This window comes from Streptomyces spirodelae (assembly GCF_017676385.1).
GTDB lineage: Bacteria > Actinomycetota > Actinomycetes > Streptomycetales > Streptomycetaceae > Streptomyces > Streptomyces spirodelae.
In genome coordinates this window covers 275,655-293,282 of the sequence record NZ_JAFFZN010000001.1, presented here as the reverse complement: position 1 = coordinate 293,282, position 17,628 = coordinate 275,655, and the positions used below count along the sequence as shown (strand labels likewise).

General features: G+C 68.6%; 14 protein-coding genes and 2 pseudogenes. 9 read left to right on the top strand and 7 right to left on the bottom strand.

Translation table 11 applies throughout. The features are described from left to right. The first annotated feature begins 86 nt into the window (after positions 1-86). Together JW592_RS01310 and JW592_RS01305 are read left to right on the top strand one after the other, a co-directional pair. Positions 87-890 (top strand): YhjD/YihY/BrkB family envelope integrity protein, encoded by an 804-nt coding sequence (locus tag JW592_RS01310; RefSeq protein ID WP_307805252.1) that lies wholly within the window; start codon positions 87-89, stop codon positions 888-890. Between the two features lie 200 nt (positions 891-1,090). Continuing rightward, complete coding sequence (locus tag JW592_RS01305; protein ID WP_209262931.1) at positions 1,091-1,543, top strand: hypothetical protein; 453 nt, start codon at positions 1,091-1,093, stop codon at positions 1,541-1,543. A 233-nt stretch (positions 1,544-1,776) separates the two neighbouring features. On the opposite strand, the gene JW592_RS01300 is transcribed toward JW592_RS01305, so the two are convergent. Together JW592_RS01300 and JW592_RS01295 are read right to left on the bottom strand one after the other, a co-directional pair. Then, entirely contained in the window at positions 1,777-2,766 is a 990-nt protein-coding gene (locus JW592_RS01300; protein ID WP_209262930.1) for an MsnO8 family LLM class oxidoreductase, read from the bottom strand. A gap of 151 nt (positions 2,767-2,917) precedes the next feature. Next, positions 2,918-3,907, bottom strand: coding sequence for a glycoside hydrolase family 16 protein (locus JW592_RS01295; RefSeq protein WP_209262929.1), 990 nt, complete (start codon positions 3,905-3,907; stop codon positions 2,918-2,920). A gap of 396 nt (positions 3,908-4,303) precedes the next feature. On the opposite strand from JW592_RS01295, the gene JW592_RS01290 reads away from it, so the two are divergent. Then, positions 4,304-5,323: a PHP domain-containing protein gene (locus tag JW592_RS01290; RefSeq protein ID WP_209262928.1), complete on the top strand. Its 1,020-nt coding sequence runs from the start codon at positions 4,304-4,306 to the stop codon at positions 5,321-5,323. 16 nt (positions 5,324-5,339) lie between these two features. Here the strand turns inward: JW592_RS01290 and JW592_RS01285 are convergent, their stop codons facing one another. Further along, positions 5,340-6,539, bottom strand: coding sequence for a slipin family protein (locus tag JW592_RS01285; RefSeq protein WP_209262927.1), 1,200 nt, complete (start codon positions 6,537-6,539; stop codon positions 5,340-5,342). A gap of 182 nt (positions 6,540-6,721) precedes the next feature. Between JW592_RS01285 and JW592_RS01280 the strand changes: the two genes are divergently transcribed. Then, positions 6,722-7,417 carry a TetR/AcrR family transcriptional regulator gene (locus JW592_RS01280; RefSeq protein ID WP_209262926.1) on the top strand — a complete coding sequence of 232 codons (696 nt, stop codon included), beginning with the start codon at positions 6,722-6,724 and terminating at the stop codon, positions 7,415-7,417. A 20-nt stretch (positions 7,418-7,437) separates the two neighbouring features. Here JW592_RS01280 and JW592_RS01275 read toward each other — a convergent pair. From JW592_RS01275 to JW592_RS01265, 3 genes and pseudogenes are all read right to left on the bottom strand, one after another. Beyond that, positions 7,438-7,620, bottom strand: a pseudogene (locus JW592_RS01275) (IS5/IS1182 family transposase); the annotation flags it as partial. An 86-nt stretch (positions 7,621-7,706) separates the two neighbouring features. Continuing rightward, positions 7,707-8,078: a hypothetical protein gene (locus tag JW592_RS01270; RefSeq protein ID WP_209262925.1), complete on the bottom strand. Its 372-nt coding sequence runs from the start codon at positions 8,076-8,078 to the stop codon at positions 7,707-7,709. A 141-nt stretch (positions 8,079-8,219) separates the two neighbouring features. Continuing rightward, complete coding sequence (locus JW592_RS01265) at positions 8,220-8,798, bottom strand: NAD(P)H-dependent oxidoreductase (protein WP_209262924.1); 579 nt, start codon at positions 8,796-8,798, stop codon at positions 8,220-8,222. A 419-nt stretch (positions 8,799-9,217) separates the two neighbouring features. Between JW592_RS01265 and JW592_RS01260 the strand changes: the two are divergent. The 5 genes and pseudogenes from JW592_RS01260 to JW592_RS01240 form a co-directional block, all read left to right on the top strand. Then, positions 9,218-9,422, top strand: a pseudogene (locus JW592_RS01260) (IS5/IS1182 family transposase); the annotation flags it as partial. 482 nt (positions 9,423-9,904) lie between these two features. Then, entirely contained in the window at positions 9,905-11,065 is a 1,161-nt protein-coding gene (locus JW592_RS01255) for an ATP-grasp domain-containing protein (protein WP_209262923.1), read from the top strand. A gap of 225 nt (positions 11,066-11,290) precedes the next feature. Beyond that, on the top strand, positions 11,291-14,026 hold the full coding sequence (locus JW592_RS01250; RefSeq protein ID WP_209262922.1) for an alpha/beta fold hydrolase: 2,736 nt from the start codon (positions 11,291-11,293) through the stop codon (positions 14,024-14,026). 35 nt (positions 14,027-14,061) lie between these two features. Next, a complete protein-coding gene (locus JW592_RS01245) occupies positions 14,062-15,018 on the top strand; it encodes an NAD-dependent epimerase/dehydratase family protein (protein ID WP_209262921.1) in 957 nt (318 codons plus the stop codon). Between the two features lie 22 nt (positions 15,019-15,040). Continuing rightward, positions 15,041-17,059 (top strand): aminotransferase class I/II-fold pyridoxal phosphate-dependent enzyme, encoded by a 2,019-nt coding sequence (locus JW592_RS01240; protein WP_209262920.1) that lies wholly within the window; start codon positions 15,041-15,043, stop codon positions 17,057-17,059. A gap of 96 nt (positions 17,060-17,155) precedes the next feature. Here JW592_RS01240 and JW592_RS01235 read toward each other — a convergent pair whose 3' ends face one another. Then, positions 17,156-17,596: a cupin domain-containing protein gene (locus tag JW592_RS01235; protein WP_209262919.1), complete on the bottom strand. Its 441-nt coding sequence runs from the start codon at positions 17,594-17,596 to the stop codon at positions 17,156-17,158. Positions 17,597-17,628 lie beyond the last annotated feature (32 nt).

The following is a 17,628-nucleotide window of genomic DNA, read 5'->3' as shown; positions in this document are numbered from 1 at the left end:
CCGGAACGCGGGGCGGCCGGTCTCCGCCGCTCGGTCCGCTGGGAGGACGTGGGGTGCATCGTCGTTGGGCGAGCCTCGGGCACCGTGTGGCGAAGTCCCCGGGCGGGCGGGTGTGGCAGCACGGTGCCGAGTTCGAGCTCCTGCGCAGAGCCATGAGTTTCGCGGTACTCGCCTTTGTGGCCCTGGTGCCGCTGCTGATCGTGGTCGCTGCGCTGGATCCGGTCAAACGCGCCGGTTTCGACGAGTGGATCGTCAACGGAATGGGCCTGGAAAATCCCTCGGCGGCGGACAATGTGCGCGATCTGTTCTCTCCGCCGCGCCAGGTGATCAATACCACCAGCGTGCTGAGCGCCGTCCTCCTCGCGCTCTTCGGGGTGACTTTCGCCGCGAGTGTCCAGACCGGTTACGAGAAGATCTGGGGCCTTCCGCCGAGCCGTACGCCGCACAAGGTATGGCGCCAAGTGGTGTGGCTCGCCGTTCTGACGGGATATCTCTTCGCGGAGGTCGAGAGCGAGGACGCGCTGCAGCCCGGTGTGGCCAGAAGTGTGGCAAGGGTGGTACTGACGCTTCTGACGGGAATGCTCTTCTTCTGGTGGAGTCAGCACTTCCTGCTCACCGGTCGGGTTTCCTGGCGGTGTCTGCTTCCGGGAGCGGTGGCCACCATGCTCGGGCTGACGGGGCTCAGAATCTTCTCCTACTTCGTCTTCTCGCCCCTGATCATCAGCAGCAGGAACTCCTACGGTGCTGCCGGAACGCTGCTCATTGTGCAGTCCTGGCTCATCGGGGTGGGTTTCGTTGTTTTTGGTGGCCCGCTGTTCGGTCACCATGTGCGGAATTGGCTGACGGGTACCGTACGTTCGTCCGACAGCGGTGACTCATCGGCTCGGTGAGCGGCGGGGAAGAGCGGGGCAGCGGGCCCTGAAGGCGCCGGTTGGGGAAGGCCGCCGGACACCGGGCATATGCCGTTTCGAGAATGGAGTGGTCGGGTCCCTCTCTCCCGGCTCATTATGCCCACTGACAACCTTCCGCCCCACTAGGCTCATGGAACGAGCCCTGGGAGTACTTGCCCGTCGACGCAGAGGAGAAGAACGTGCGCAGGACAGTCTCGGCAGCGGCCTTGGTCATGATCGGTGTTCTGGTGAGCGGCTGTGGCGGCGACTCCGGAAGCGGCGGTGACTCCGGCGCAAAGGCGCAGAGCGCTGACAAGCCGGACTCGGCGGAGAAACCGAAGTGGGGGCCGCCCGAGACCCATGAGGTGACCCTGAAGGTTCAGGGCACGGGCTCCTCGCAGATCGGATGGGCGGCGGGCAGCAGCGAATTCGATTCGGCGACACTGCCCTGGAAGAAGACGGCCAAGGTGACTCTCGAAGGGGCCGAACTGAAGAAGGGCGTGCAGTTGTATGTCACTCCGCAGGCGGTGAAGGGGACCAGCGGGACCTTCGTCTTTCCGCCGTGTGCCATCGAGGTGGACGGCAAGACGGTGGACAAGAACGCGGGCGGCAAGAGCTCACACGGCTGCAAGTACACACTCAAGGGCTCCTGAGGTCACATCGCCGGGCCCTGTCTTCCCCTCCGGCCGGACCGGAGGGGAAGACAGGGGGAAGACGTGGAGAAGACCGGGCCGGAGCGGGCCTTCGGGGGACCCGTTCGAGCCGGGCCAGAACGGGTTGGAGCTGTCGGTGTTGCCGACGACCTTGGCGTTCGACCCGTCACCCGTTGCGGCACGAGACGTTGCCGTACATGTCCGCGCTGTCGCGGGCGCGGACCCGAGACGCCTTACGCCGCTGCCGTGGCCTCGTACTGCTTCTTGACCAGTTCGTAGGAGGCGAGGCGGTGCTGGAGGTCGTAGACCGGCGTGGTCAGCATCAGTTCGTCCGCTCCGGTCGCTGCGGCCAGTTCCCTCAGCCGGCGCACGACGGTCGCGGCTGTGCCCCGTGCCTGCTGGGCCCGGAAGCCGGCCAGCGCCTGTTCCTCCTGCGGTGTGAAGCGGTGGGCGGCTGCCTGCGCGGGCGTCGGGAAGGGCTCCTCACTCGCTCCTTTGAGAAGCCCTGCCTTGACGACGTCCATCGGCCCGGCCAGCCGGGCGGCTTCCTCCTCCGTTCCGGCGCACACGGTCTCCACGCACACCAGCACCCGGGGGTGTTCGCACCAGCGTGAGGGGGTGAATGCCGCTCGGTAACGTTCCAGGACCGCCTGGGTGTTGTCGGGGCGGATGTGGTGCGCGACGGCGACCGGCAGGCCCAGCTCAGCGGCGAGAGCGGCACCTGCGGTGCTGGAGGCCAGCAGCCAGGGCTCCGGCAGGGGGCCGAGCGCGACCTGGTCGTCCCTCAGATGGGCGAGAGTCTCGGCGATATCGTCCCGGTACTCCGTATCCGTCACCGGATCGGCTCCACGGCGCAGCGCCCGTGCGATGGCCTCGTCGAAGGTGCCGGGGCCGCGGCCGATGCCCAGGTCGACCCGGCCGGGGTGCAGGGCGGCCAGCGTCGCGAACTGTTCGGCCAGCAGCAGCGGCGCGTGGTGGGGGGCCAGGACCCCGCCTGAACCGAGACGGACGGAACGCGTCGAGGCGGCCGTGTGTGCGATCAGCACGACTGGTGGAAACGCGCCGATCGCGGGCGAGTGGTGGTGCTCGGCGTACCAGATCCGGTGGTAGCCCAGGCGTTCGAGGTCCTGGGCGAAGGCCGCGGTGTCCCGCAGCGTCTCCACCGCCGCGGTGTCCGTCTGGACCACCGCGACTTCCAGCGCCGAAAGAGGTATGTCCACCATGTCGCCAGCATAGAGATCGCGCCCGGGACGGGGGCGGCCGGGTGACGCTCTCTCCGGCGCGCCCGGACGGCTCTCGTGCCCGGACGGCTCCCGCGCCCGGCCGGGCGGGAGTTGGGGACGGGAGCCGTACCGGGCCCTGCCGCGCCGGTGCCTAGCGTGCGGCGGGCGGGGTGACCTCGACGGCGACGTGGTCGACGAGGAGCGAGCCCCCGGAGGCGGTGGCCGCGGTGGGCGTCGCGTGGCCGGCCGCGCCGTCGGGGAACGCGCCCCCCATCGCCAGGTTCAGCAGGATGAAGTGGCCGTGATCTGTGGCCTTCTGCCAGGTGGCGGCGTCCATGTCGGATTCCCGCACGGTGTGGAAGAGCCGGCCGTCCTGGTACCAGCGCAGTTCCTCGGTAGCACCGGTGCGGTCGAGTTCGAGGGCGTACTCGTGGAAGCCGCCCTGGCAGGAGTCGCCGCATGTGGCGCTGTTGCCGAGGCCCTGGGTCTCGTTGCAGGGCCCGCCCGGGTTGACGCCGCAGTGCAGAACGCCGTGCGCGGCGCTCTGGCCGTTGACGTTCTCCATGATGTCGAACTCGCCTATGCCGGGCCAGTTCTGGTAGTTGCCGCGGTAGTCGGCACCCAGCGTCCAGAAGGCCGGCCAGTAGCCCAGCGCCCCGTCACCGGAGACCTGGGGCAGTCTCAGGCTCGCGGAGATGCGCAGCTTGCCGCCTTCGGGCGCCGCGAAGTCCGTGCGCCGGGTCTCGATACGGGCCGAGGTCCACGAGTCGCCCTTCTTGAGAGCGGTGATCTTGAGATGGCCCTCGCCGTCGAGTTGCAGGTTCTCGGGGCTGTCGGTGTACGACTGCACTTCGCCGGTGCCCCAGTTGGGCGGGCCGCCGGGGTAGCCGTGGCCGGTGTCGATGATCCAGTCGTCCCCGGAGGGGAGGGAACCGGCGGCGCCGTCGAAGTCGGTCCGCCACACCTCCTGCGCGACCTGCGTGTCCTCGGCGGACTGGGTGTGCTGTTGCGCCGGGGCTTCGTCGGCCTGGGCCGTCGGCAGCGCCAGCACACCCAGCGCCGTCATCATCGCGGCGGCCGCCGGAAGGATGCCGAGCCTGTGGTGTCCTCTGCCGGTACGGAAGATGCCCGTACGGAACATGACGATGCGCTCCTTTGGAGTGGGGGGTGGGTGAGCGCTCTCACGGCACAGCACCGTGCCGAAGGTCTGGACCATCGTCAAGGCTTGTGTGTGAACGGGCAGATACGGGCAGATACGGGCACCGGCTTCGGCTGCCGCCGACCCGACGGAGAGGACCCTGGGCCTGGGCGCGCACACGCTCACCACCGCGGGCGGCGCGCCGGTCCGCTGAGGCCGATCGGGAGAGCCGCTCAACACGCCCTCGCCACCGGAGCCCGGGCGCGAGGTCGCCGCGTAGCCTCTGCTTCGGTCGGTCCCGTGGGCCGGTGTGCGCCGGTCGTGCGGGCCGGTCGTGCGGGTCAGCCATGGGGGCCGACCGCAGGGGCCGGTCGCGAGAACGGCGGAGAGGAGCGGGTTGTGGAGCCGCGCGCGGCGTTGGAGCGGATCGCCTTTCTGCTGGAGCGCACTCAGGCGCCGACGTACCGGGTGCGGGCCTTCCGTACCGCCGCGCAGGTGCTGGCCGGGCTGCCCGAGGGTGAGATCGCCGCGCGGGTGGCGGCAGGCTCACTGGAATCGCTGAAGGGCGTGGGGCCCAAGACCGCGCAGGTGGCCGCTGAGGCACTGGAAGGCAACGTACCGAGCTACCTGGCGAAGCTGGAGGCCGAAGCGGAGCGGGAGACCCCGCTGCCCGAGGCGGCCCGGACGTTGCGGGCCGCGCTGCGGGGGGACTGCCATCTGCATTCGGACTGGTCCGACGGCGGCAGCTCCATCGAGGAGATGGCTGCGACGGCGAAGGCGATCGGCCACGAGTGGGCCGTGCTCACGGATCATTCGCCGCGGCTGACCATCGCGCGGGGCCTGTCGGCCGACCGGCTGCGCGCGCAGTTGGATGTGGTCGCTCAGGTCAGCGAGCGGTTGGCGCCTTTCCGGCTCCTGACGGGTATCGAGTGCGACATCCTGGAGGACGGCAGCCTCGACCAGGATGAGGAGTTGCTTGGCCGCCTCGATGTGGTGGTGGCCTCGGTGCACTCGAAACTGCGGATGCCCAGGGAAGAGATGACCCGGCGCATGGTCCGGGCAGCGGGCAGCCCTCTCGTCGACATCCTGGGGCACTGCACGGGACGGCTGCTGTCGGGGCGAGGACGGCCGGAGTCGGAGTTCGACGCGGGGGAGGTCTTCGCCGCGTGCGCGGAGTCCGGAGCGGCAGTGGAGATCAACTGCCGTCCCGAACGCAGCGATCCGCCTCGCCGTCTGCTGCGGCAGGCTCTCGATGCGGGCGTCCGCTTCGCCGTCAACACCGACGCGCACGCCCCCGGCCAGCTCGACTGGCAGCCTGGCGGCTGTCTGCGTGCGGCCGAGTGCGGAATCCCGGCCGAGCGGATCGTCAACACATTCTCGGCAGACCGACTGCTGCGGTGGACAGGGGGAGCCGTGTGAGGTTACCCGCCGCCGGTCAGGCCGCCTTGCCGTGGTGCCTGCGCTTGCCGCCGCGGCCCCGGTGTGAGGAGTCCTCCTCGGAGCGGCTCTCGTCGGAGGGCTCGTAGCGTTCCTGGGCGAGGTCCTCGGCTGTGGGAAGGCCGGTCACCTGCAATTCCGGAAGCACCATGGCCGGATCGCGCAGCGGCGCGGCCGGGTCAGGCGGCAGCGGGCCGGTGAACCGGGCGCCGGCCTCGGCCTTGGCCGCAGCCTCCGCCGCCCGGGCCCTCTCCGTACGTCGCTCCCGTTCGGCGGGCCGGAACGTTGCCGCTATCTCTTCCTCTTCCTTCCCGAGCTCGCTCCTGAGCCCGAGGCGTTCCTCGCTGCCGCGCCGCGTGTCCTCCTCGGCCTCGCGGTCGGTCTCTCCCAGGGCCGCCGGCTCGGTGCCTGCCTCCGCGTCCGTCTCCGCGTCCTCTTCGGGCTGTTGCGCACGCTCCAGGAAGCGCAGCAGTTCGACCGGGAAGGGGAGTACGAGGGTCGAGTTCTTCTCGGCGGCGACGGCCGTGATGGTCTGGAGCAGCCGCAGTTGCAGGGCCGCCGGCTGGACGGACATCTGCTGAGCCGCTTCCGCGAGCCGCTTGGACGCCTGGAGCTCCGCGTCGGCGTTGATCACCCGCGCACGGCGCTCACGATGGGCCTCGGCCTGGCGGGCCATGGACCGCTTCATGGTGTCCGGCAGCGACACGTCCTTGATCTCCACCCGGTCGATCTGCACTCCCCAGTCGACCGCTGGGCTGTCGATCATCAGCTCCAGGCCCTGGTTGAGCTTCTCGCGGTTGGAGAGCAGGTCGTCCAGGTCGCTCTTCCCGATGATCGACCGCAGGGAGGTCTGGGCCATCTGGGAGACGGCGAACTGGTAGTTCTCGACCCGGATCACCGCGTCGGCCGGTTTCACCACCTTGAAGTAGACGACCGCGTCCACGCGTACCGTCACGTTGTCCCTGGTGATGCCCTCCTGGGCCGGGACAGGCATGGTGACGATCTGCATGTTCACTTTGCGGAGTCGGTCGATCACAGGAACGATCAGAGTCAGTCCGGGACCGCGTATGTCCCGGTGCAGACGTCCGAGGCGCAGCACGACACCGCGTTCGTACTGTTTGACGACGCGAATCGCTGACAGGGCACCCATCACTGCCAGCAGGCCCACGAGGACGATGACAGTTATCGCAGCTTGCATGACGCCACCAATCCATCCCAAGAAGGTAATACCAGACTAAATCGGGCAGCCGTGAGCATGCGAGCGACGGTCACGGGCGGGAGCGTACAGCCCATTCTGTCACCGAGGGTGACGAATTCGTCACGACGATGCGTGCCGCCTCCAAGTAGGCGCTGTCTACTGCCGGGTGGTAGGCAGTGCGCATGGAAACCGAGAACTCGCTCCGGGAGCGGCTGGTCGACGTCGGAGTGGAACTGGTCACCACCGAAGGGACCGCCGCGCTGGGGCTGCGGGAGATCGCCCGCAGGGCAGGCGTCTCGCACGGAGCGCCGCGCCGTCACTTCCCGACCCACCAGGCCCTGCTCAGCGCCATCGCCCACCGGGGTTATGCCGATCTCAGGGAGCGGTTCGCCGCAGCGGACAGCTCCGCCGGGTCTGCCGCAGGGCCTCGCGAGCGGTTGGCGGCCCTCGCCATGGCCTATGCGCGGTTCGCTGTCGAGAACCGCGCCATGTTCGAGCTGATGTTCCGCCACGATCTGCTCAACAGCGAGGAACAGGGCGTCGACGGGCCCCGGCTGCGCGATACGACACTCCCGCTGTTCCGGGAGATGGTCGCACTGGTCGCCGAGCACCGGGAACAGCGGACCGCCGACGCGCAGCGGGCGGCCGACAGCGCCGGCGGGGCCGCGAACCGTTCCGGCAAGGTGGCCGACAGCGCCGGCCCGGTCGACGACCCCGCGACGGCGACGGCAGCGCTGTGGGGGAATGTGCACGGCATCGCCCAACTTTGGGCGTGGCGCAGCCTGCCCCTGATGCTGGGCACCGATCCGTCGAACACGGACCGCCTCGCCGGACTCGTCGGGGCGGCCCTGGACGCGCACCTGGGTCCTGACCGGTGATCACTGAGCTTGTTCCATCCTCACCCTGGTCTGGCCAGATGAAGGGTGAGGAAGGCTTGGACAAGGCTGGTGATCCGGGTGGTCGAGCAGCGCAGTTTGCGGAGGAGCCGCCAGGACTTCAGGGTGGCGACGGCCTTCTCGACGAGGGCCTGGATCTTCGCGTGGGATCGGTTGACCGCCTGCCGACCTGCCAGTCGCGTATTTCGAGCGAGGGGAGCCACCCGCCCCGGCGCTTCACTGTTCGGTGAGCGAACACACCAGGGAGTGAGGAGACCGTACGGACCGCGATTCAGATGACGCTGGCAACCAGCAGCAGAGCCGCGGAGGCGGACAGCAGCACCGGACAGATCTTGAACCACACGATTCTCGTGCGGGCGCCGGTAAGAGCCGTCAGCACCGCCAGGACCACCAGCGCTCCCGCAACGACGCGGTATGCCCACTCGGTGGCGCTTGTCCCGGCACCCACGGCCGTCACCACGATGACCAGCGTAGCGAGAGAGAACATGGTCACCGCCTCGGCCAGCCACTCCTGGACCAGGATCCGGCGGTTGTCGGCGGTCAACTCCCCGTAGCCCGCGACGACGCCCCTGGTCGGGATCGCGTGCGAGACACCCCACAGCAGGACCAGTCCGGCGGCGACATATGCGAGAACCTCTGCCATACCGCCAGGGTTCGCCCGCGGCGCGGGCCGTGCAACTGCAATGAGGACAAAGGCGGGTCGACGGGCGCTGCACGGCCGCCCCGGTACACCTGTCCGCCCGGTCGGGCGGCCGGGTGCCGGCACGGGGAACCGGGCCGCCGGCTACGCCCCTTCGAGCCCCAAGCAGCGGACCTCTCGCAGCCACCGTTCACGTTGCTCCTGCGTCGCCGACCGCATATTGGCGAGCAGGGTGCGCCGGACCGGACGGAACCCGCAGTGGCGGAGAAAGGCCCTGCGCATGTTCCGCCAGAACAGATCCTCCCGTGCCAGGAACGCCACCAGCTGTGGGGAGTTCTGCGTGTAGATCACCCGCGCCGAGCGTCCTTTCAGGAGTTTGCGGATGTAGGGCGGCCACTTCAGGTAGTCCACCCCGACGCCTGGCAGGAAGAGCCGATCGATGAATCCCTTCAGCAGCGCCGGAACGTGCCACCACCAGCAGGGGGTCACGATCACGAGATGCTCGCACCAGCGGACGGCGGCCCGCGCCTCGACGAGATCCGGTTCCAACGGCTGGGGGTCGGTGAAACCGCCGTGGAGAATCGGATCGAACCGCATCTCTCTCACGGTCAGACGGCGGACCTCGTGGCCGCCCGCCGTGGCGCCGTCCCCGTAGGCGAGCGCCAGCGCGGCGCAGTAACTTCCGGCGTCTGGATGGCCGTCGATGACAAGAATGCGTCGCACTCGTGCTCCCGGTGAATGGACAGGTCACATGTACGGGTGTCTACCCGGGCGCCGACTCGCCGCCCGGGTTGACAGGCCAGATTCCCCCGTACAGTGGCACCACGGGCCCACACCTCCCTGAGAGCGGCGAGGTCCCGACTGGGGCGGCGGACGGTCGGCACATCGAGCCGTGCGGCGGTCGGCAGCGCGTTGCCCGGTCGCCGTTTCTCCGTCTGCTGCCGCCTGGGGGTCGTTTCCGGCGGGGCGGCGGTGACCGGCGTTCCGGGGGCTCGCCGTGCCCGGTCGGGGCGGCGTCGCTTAGTCCTCCAGTGAGTCTTTTCCAACCTGGTTCCGACGTCGGGCAGTTGGACTGAGAACGTGGTGAAGCCCCTGGTAGATGGGTTTTCGACCAAGAGAACCGTCTCCACCAGAGGCTTCACGTGCTCATCCCGTGCCGGGGACGGTGGGAGACCCTCTCCGCCAACAAGCGGTCAACCGATCCCACGCGAAGATCCGGGCCCTCGTCGAGAAGGCCGTCGCCACCCTCAAATCCTGGCGACTCCTCCTCAACTGCGATGCTCGACCACCCGGGTCACCAGCCCCGTCCAGGCCGTCCTCACCCTTCATCTGGCCAGCTCAGGGTGAGGATGGAAAGAGCTCACTGTCCCGCTTCCCCGTTCCCCCGGGGGCCTCCGACGGCCTCCATGGGTTTGCCGCACCGGTGCATTTGCAGTACACGCATCTGCTGTGACTATTTGTGCTCCGCGCTTCACGATCGGTTATCCGCTTATGGTCGGCGTGGTGGACGTTGCTCCGAGCGATACCTTGCGCGCAAATCCATGCACCTTTACTGCAAACATTCTCTGTGATCTATGTCACGTCGAATTCGCCAAAAGATCATGTACACGCATATCCACATCCTGGGATGCCGTGTGACACGATGTGACGGTGTCGGCCTTGAACGGGGATTACTGGTCGCCAGACATTCGACGGGGGTTCTGGGTGTGCGGAAACAATCTCTCAGGGAGTCACTTGTCCAGTGTGCGGGGCGCACGTCTGCGATCCGGGTGGCAGTGCGCCAAGTGACTTCCTGAAAGCTGTGACCGGCTGCAATACGGGGAGACGGAATGCCGACAATGATCGTCATCGGATACCGGCCTGATCTCGACCGGGCAATCCGGCGCAGAGACCTGGATCCGTACTACATCGTGCCGACGCCTGTGAGCGCGCTGGAAAAGCGGAGCTTCAGCTGCGTCGGTGATATGGAGAACGCTCAGGAAGTGTTACGGGCAGTGCTGGCCGCAGAACTGAAAGACGTGGCAGGGGCGCTCTCCGTTCACGAGATGGGCGTTTTCGGGGCTGCCTTTCTGCGGCAGCAGCTGAACCTTCCCGGGCATGCAGACCCAAGAAGGGTCCTCTCCTTCCGGGACAAGTACCTCCAAAAGAGCGGCCTTCCGCCGCAGGTAGAGCGAGCACGCTGCCGCTATGCGACGAAGGACACCGTCTACGCGGACCTCGTCGACGATCTGGGCGACGTCTTCGTCGTCAAGCCGGCGGCCGGGGCAGGCTCCCTGCGCACCAATATCGTCCGCTCACCCGAAGCGTACGCAAAGGCCCTGGACCAGCTCCCCGGGCAGTCGGATGTCGCAATCGTCGCCGAGTCCTTCGTGGCAGCGCCTGAGGTCTACCTGGACGGCATCTGGGCCGACGGCGGCCTTCAGTGGTCTTCCGTGTCCCGCTACCACGCCTCACCGGTCAGCGCCGCACAGGGCGGCATTCTGGCAGCGCACCTCGTGGACAAGAAGCGGCATGCCGCACTCTCCCAGCAGCTGGAGACCCTCGCCGGGCAGGTACTGGGACATCTGGAAGCGCCCGATTGCGTGTTCCACCTGGAAGCCTTCAGGGAGGAAACCGGCCTGACTTTCGGCGAGTGCGCGATCCGTCTTCCCGGCGGGCTCTCCCCGCAGGCCAATGAGCTGACCTACGGGGTGGACCTCTTCGATGTCGAAATCGGCCTTGCGCTCGGTGAGAAACCGGTCGGCCCGCTGGGTACGGCCTCCCCGGACCGCTACTACGGGTATGCGCTGCTGCGCCCGTCGAGTAGCGGGAGACTGACGCAAGAGGACTTCGAACAGCGCTTCTCGCTCGACGACATCAAATACGACGGATCGCCCGGCGCGCATCCCGGGCCGTACGGCAGCGTCGGTCATGCGCTCGTCTCCGACCAGGACGATCTCAAGCTCCAGAAGACCATCGAAGAAATCGTGCGCTTCAACGAGGACGGCTGAGGGCGACCGGGGGAACCGGGGCGGCAAAGTCCAGGGTCACACTCAGCACATCCGGCCGCCCACAGGAATCCGGAAGGCGTTCGCTTTCCCTCCGAACCATCCATGCCCAGGGGCAGCCCTGTGGAGTTCCAACCCTTCTGCGCTCTTCACCGGCGTGCGCGCTGTCCGACCGGACAGCTGTCCGCCACTGCTATCCGTCGTGCTCCGATCGGAGGTATTCGACTTATGCAGGACAAAAATTCCGCTCCGACACTCCCGCAGCTTCTGGAGAGCGTGGCCCATGACAGATCTCGTGGCGTCACATTCGTCGGCGGTTCCTTTCTGTCGTACGCGGATCTGTGGGAATCCGCGTGCCGGATCGCGCAAGGACTGCGCGGCTACGGCGCCGCTCCGGGCGACCGGGCGCTGCTCGCCGCCAACGATCCGGAGAGCTTCGTCCGTGCCTTCTGGGGCTGTGTGCTGAGCGGTGTCGTGCCGTGCCCGTTCACACCGCCGGCCGACTCTTCCCGGGCCTACGAACAGCTGGACCATTTGCGCACCCTGCTGGGGGAGCCGCTGGTGGTCGCCCCGAAGGCGGTCGGGGGAGAGCTGCCCGATGTCGGGCTGCGGACCGTGACCACGGAAGAACTGTCCCAGACCGCGGCCGAGCACGAGCAGCACCACAGGCCCGCGCCGGACGATCTGGCCCTGCTGATGCTCACCTCCGGGTCCACCGGGTCGAGCAAGGCGGTCAGGCTCACCCATGCCAACCTGCTGGCCGCCCAGGCGGGGAAAGCGGGAGCGCTGGATTTGGGGCCGGACGACACGACGATGAACTGGATCTCGGCCGATCACATCGCCGCGATCGAGGCGCACCTGCTGCCGATGGTCAACGGCGCGGACCAGGTGGTGGCAACGCCGGCGACGGTGCTGGCCGACCCGCTGGAATTCCTCCGCCTGCTGACGGCACATCGGGTGAGGCTGACCTTCACCCCCAACTTCCTCTTCGGGCAGATCAACCAAACCCTCGCCAAGGCACCGGCGCCGCACCGGGAGGTGGACCTCTCCCAGGTGCGGTACATCATCTCCGGCGGCGAGGCCACGGTGACCGCAACCGTGTGGGTCTTCCTGGACGCGCTCGCCCGCTACGGGCTGCGCGCCGACGTGATCGTGCCCGCGTTCGGGATGACCGAGACGTGCGCGGGAAGCGTCTTCAACCGCGAGTTCGCCGCCCGCGACATGGACACCGAGTTCCCCCCGCTCGGCCGCCCGGTGCGGGGCCTGCGCATCCGGATCGTCGACGGCGGCGGCAAGGTGCTCTCCTCCACCGACGAGCCCGGTGCGACCGACCCGGGGGAGGTGCAGCTGCGCGGCACGATGGTCACCGACGGGTACTTCGGCAACGACCGGGCCACCGCCGAGGCGTTCACCTCCGACGGGTGGTTCCGAACCGGCGATCTGGGCCGTCTCGACAGCGAAGGGCGGCTGTCGCTGGTAGGCCGCACCAAGGACTCCATCATCGTCAACGGGGTCAACTACTACAGCCACGATCTGGAAGCGGTCCTGGACGGGCTGGACGAGGTGCGGCGCGGGCAGGTCGCGGCCTTCCCGATCCGGCCGGACGGGGCCGATTCGGAGCAGCTCGCCATCGCCTTCACCCCGGCGGGAGACCTGGCCGACGACGTGACCGTCTACCGGGCGATCGTGGCGATCCGCAGCTCGACGGTGATGCACTGGGGCTTCCGTCCCCAGCTGATTCTCCCGCTTGCCGCGGAAGAGATCCCGCGCGGCAACCTCGGCAAGGTCCAGCGCTCCCGGCTGCGCGCGGCCGTCGAGGACGGCGGCCTGGGCGCCGCCGCGCGCAGGGCCGACGAGGTCAGCGCCCGGTTCCTCGGAGCCCATGTGGCGCCGGAGGGGGACGCCGAGACGACGCTGGCCGCCATCTACGCCCGCGTACTGAACGTCAGCAGGGTTCCCGCGACGGCCAGCTTCTTCGACCTGGGCGGAACGTCGCTGGACGTGCTGCGGCTCAAGTCGCAGATCCAGGCCGGGTTCGGCATGGACGACGTGCCCATGTCCACGCTTCTGCAGGCCCCCACCGTGCGGGCGCTGGCCGTTCGGCTGACCGCCGGGCGCGCCGAGGGGGACAGCGCCTACGACCCGCTGGTGCCGCTCCAGGTGACCGGGGAGGGAACGCCGCTGTTCTGCGTCCACCCGGGCCTGGGGGAGGTGCTGGTCTTCGTCAACCTCGCCAAATACTTCACCGGCGAGCGGCCGTTCTACGCGCTGCGGGCACGAGGCTTCGGACAGGGCGAGACCCACTTCGAGTCGTTCGCCGACATGGTCTCCACCTATGTGGCTGCGATCCGGCGGGCACAGCCGGAGGGGCCGTACGCGGTGGCCGGATACTCCTACGGCGGTGCGGTCGCGTTCGAGATCGCCAAGCGGCTGGAGGCCGAGGGCGACAGGGTCGATTTCGTCGGCGTCTTCAATCTGCCGCCGCGCATCTCCGACCGTATGAACGAGATCACCTTCACCGACGGCGCGATCAACCTCGCGCTGTTCCTGGAGCTGATCAACCACGCCGACATCGAGGAACTCACCGGCACGCTCCGCCCGCTGCCCGAGGCCGACCAGCTGGCGTACCTGATCGACCACGCCCCCGAACGGCGACTGACCGAGCTGGACCTCACCCTCGAGCGGTTCACCAACTGGGTGCACCTGGCGCAGAACATGGTGCATCTGGGCCGGACCTATGAACCTTCCGGATCGGTCGGACAGGTCCGGGTCTTCTACTGCACCCCGCTGCGCGGTTCGAAACAGGAGTGGCTCGACAACCAACTGCGCCACTGGGACGAGTTCACCCGGCACCCCAACGCCTATATCGAAGTCGACGGCGAGCACTACACCCTGATGAGCCCGCAGCACGTACAGACCTTCCAGGCGACACTGCGGCGCGAGCTGGCCCGCGCACTCGGCTGACCGGAAACCCGCCGACCTGATCAGGAGCCGCTGACATGCGAGGCAAGAAGATTCTCATCACGGGGGGAACCGGGCAGGTCGCCAGGCCCGTGGCCGAGGCGCTCACCGCTGGAAACGAGGTGTGGTGCCTGGGCCGGTTCGGCGACCTGCCAGCCCGCAAGGCCCTTGATGAACTGGGTGCCCACACCGTCACCTGGGACATGGCGACCGACGAACTCGACGGCGTGCCCGACGACTTCACGCACGTACTGCACTCCGCGGTGCACCGGGGCGACGGGACGGACTTCGAGGAGACCGCGCGCGGCAACGCCGTGGGCACGGCGCGGCTGATGACGCACTGCGCCAGAGCCGAATCGTTCCTGTACGTCTCGTCAGGGGTGGTCTACAACAGGGCCGACAGCACCCACCGCTACCGGGAGAGCGACCCGCTGGGCGGGGCCGCGCCCTGGCTGCCCACCTACCCCGTCGCCAAGATCACCGCGGAAGGGGTGGTGCGTGGCCTGTCCGAAGCCCTCGCGCTGCCCGCGGTGATCGCGCGGCTCAACATCGCCTACGGACCGTACGGTCATGGCGGCGTACCGGTGATCCTGTTCAACCAGCTGCGCGCCGGAGAGCCCTGCGCGGTGCCGCGCGAAGGGCAGAACTACTGCAACCTGCTGCACACCGACGATGTCGTGCGCCAGGTGCCGTTGCTGTGGCAGGCGGCGCAGTCGCCCGCCCGGGTCGTGAACTGGGGCGGTGACGAAGAGGTCGGGATCACCGACCTGCTGGAGTACATGTCCGCGCTCACCGGGGTTCCGGTCCACCTCGACCGAGGCGACCACAGCAGGGAGACGGCGATCTTCGACCACAGCAGCCGCCGCCGTCTCATCGGCGACTGCTCCGTCGGCTGGAAGGCCGGCATCGCCCGCACTCTGGCCGAACTGTTCGAGGAGTACCGCGACCGCATCGACGCGTACCTCGACGCGCACCCGGCTGGGACACCCAAGTGACGACGAGAAGTGGAGATCGAGCATGCGCAGGTCCGCAGATGTCGACGCACTTCAGCACGTGCTGTGCGCTGCCCTCCGGTCCCGCGCGCCGGTGTGCTCCATGGCCCGGCTGGGCCACAGCGTGGGAATCCGGCTGGACCGGGGCGACGGCGCAGGACCGGTCCGGGGCGCCGAGGCGTGGGAAGCCCTGGAACCGGCAGCACTTGAGCGTCCCACTCTGATCGGCGGTGGGGCCCCGTACGCGCCGACCAGCCCGGCCCCCAGCCCGGACGCCGTGGACGAGCTGGTCCGCCGTGCCGAAGCGCTGGACGTGCCGCAGATCCTGGTGCCTCGCGTACGCCGCAGCGACGACACCGGCGCGCTGCGGGCAGCCGGCTTCGTATCCGTCGCGGCCGGCAGCGAATGCGTCGTCCGGCTTCCCGGAGAGGTCGACGACGTCCTGCGGAACCGTGTCGGCGCGGGGCAGCTGCGCGACCTGCGCCGCCGCCATCGTGCGGTCTCCCGCGACCTCACCTGGGAGCGGATACCGCTCGGCGAGCTCGCTGGGAAGGCGTGGGCGCGAGACGCCTTCGTCAAGCTCCACCAGAGCCACGTCGAGCGCCAAGGTGGCTCTCACAGCCCGTACAACGCCGAAGCCCTCGACGCGCTGGCACACAGCGTGCCGGGGCGGCGCACCGAGATGTTCGTACGCCGCAGAGAGAACACCGTGGTGCAGGCCGGGCTCCTCACCACGTCCCACAACGGGCGGGGGATCTACCACCTCACTCAGGCGACCGATCACAACGACCCGGCCGCCCGGCGCAATCTGCACCTGGCGTCCCTGTACCAGCTCTACCTCCACGCCCGGCGCTCGGGGCTGGAATGGGTCCACCTCGGCAGCGGGGACGCCCCGCGCGCGCGGCGCCTCGGAGCCGATCTGTTCGTCCCCCTCGACCACTGGCTGCGCGCACCCGGCCTCGCGCATCCGGCGGAAGAGGGAGATGAGGAGCGCGAACTCTCGCCATTCGCGGCGCCTTCCGTGGCGACGGTGCCGATTCCCGGACCGGCCCGCTTCCGCCACCGGCCGCGGTTCGACCTTGTCGACCTGTCGGGCAACACCAACCCGTTCCTCGCCCCTGAGAGCCACTATCCCGAACTCGACACGGCAGAGCTCGCCAGGACCTGTCTCGCCACCCTCTCCGCGCTGCCCGGACACGACGGTCTCGATGCGCTCAGTCCGGACCATCTGCTGTTCACCAGCGGGGCGGTCGACGGCGTCATGCTGCTGCTGGCAGCCCTGGCCTCGCCCGGCGAGCGGGTCTGTGTCACCCCGCCCACCTTCGAGCTCTACGCGCACTTCGCACGCGTCCTGCGCCTGCCGGTCGTCGAGGTGCCGCTGCGCGGTGACGACCTGAACGAGCTCGACGCGGAACGGATACTGGCCGCCGACGCGCGGGTCACGGTGCTGTGCGACCCGAACAACCCCGTCGGGACGAGACTCGACCCCGAGCGGGTGCGCGACCTGGTGGCGCGCAGCAGCGGGCTGGTGGTGATCGACGAGGCTTACGTCGAGTTCAGTGAGAAGCCCTCGTACGCACCCTTGGTGGCCCGGCACGACAACCTCATCGTCCTCAGGACGCTTTCCAAGGCGTGGGGGCTCGCCGGTGCACGCTGCGGGATCGCGCTGGCCGACCCCGGCCTCATCGACGCGCTGCGGCGGGTCCAGGTGCCCTTCGGCTTCACCAACGCGTCACAGCACGCCGTGCGGGACCGGCTGACCAACACGCGTCGGCCGCTCGCCAGTATTCGGCTCATCCGGGCCGAACGGGACCGGATGGCCGCGGCTCTGGCCGCTCACCCCGCGGTGGAGCGGGTGTTCCCCTCGGACGCCAACTTCCTGCTGGTCCGCCTGCGCGAGCACCAGCGCGTCGTCGAGCGACTTCGCGGTGCGGGCATCCTCGTCGCCGACACCGGGCACCTGGTTCCCGCGACCTGCCGTATCTCCATCGGGAACCGGCGCGCGAACGCTGCGCTGCTCGAAGCACTCTCCGCTGCTTCGTGAGCGCTGCTTCGTGAGCGCTGCTCTGTGCGCTCTTCGATTTTCGCGACGGCGTCTCCGGCCGGGGTTCTGCCCGGCCGGAGACCGACGTGAATTCCGTTACCCGAGCCGGACGGGTTCGTTTTCTCCGTCCTTGGTCTCGACGACGAGAAATGACAGGACCTCGTCGCCGATGTTTCTCATGTCGTGCAGGTGGTGGCGGCCCTCGGAGATGTGGAAATGCTGGGTCTGTCCGCGAGTGTAGGAGATTTCCCGGGTGGTGCCGTCGCCGAAATGCTGGCGGACCCGGCCACCGGTGCGGGCTATCCAGAAGTAGTCCAGCACATGGCGGTGTACCGGAACGCGCTCGCCCGGCTGGAGTCGGGTCTCCCAGATCCGCAGCGAGTCGGTCTCTTTCAGCAGCTGCTGGCCGATCCGGCCGTTGTGCTCGTTGCTCTCGAACTCCTTCCGCAGTTCGGGGCTCCAGCGAGCGAATTCCTCGGCGACGACGGTGCCGACCAGAGGGGCATCGGAGTGCGCACCACTACCCACGAACCGCATCCTTTCGGTTTCGGCGTGCTTCGGAGTGCTTA